The following is a 314-nucleotide window of genomic DNA, read 5'->3' as shown; positions in this document are numbered from 1 at the left end:
ATAAGTTAAATATAATTCCTCCATATATACTGGTAGGACACTCTTTTGGGGGAGTAAATGCACGGTTATTTGCGAGTGAATACCCTGAGAATGTATGTGGGCTGGTTCTAGTAGACTCTACTCCTGAGGATTACCGAGAAAGATTTCTTCCAACTATGTCAGAAGCTTTTCAAGAAGCATACAATAAGCAATTTGTTCACGAAGGTAATTATGAAGAATTTATGCAAAGTTTAAATCAATTAAAAGAAGACCAAAAGAAATTAAACATTCCATTGATTGTCCTTTCTGCGGGCAAAAAAAATCATTATTCACCT

Annotated in this window: 1 protein-coding gene; it reads left to right on the top strand. The window is 34.7% G+C overall.

Annotated elements, in window-relative coordinates; all coding sequences use genetic code 11:
- The coding region (locus tag GJU41_RS24550; RefSeq protein ID WP_154319810.1) for an alpha/beta hydrolase at nt 1–314 on the top strand (314 nt) is incomplete at both ends.

The organism is Metabacillus idriensis (genome assembly GCF_009674765.1).
In the GTDB taxonomy this organism is placed as follows: Bacteria; Bacillota; Bacilli; order Bacillales; family Bacillaceae; genus Bacillus_P; species Bacillus_P idriensis.
This window is presented reverse-complemented; position numbering and strand designations above follow the sequence as displayed.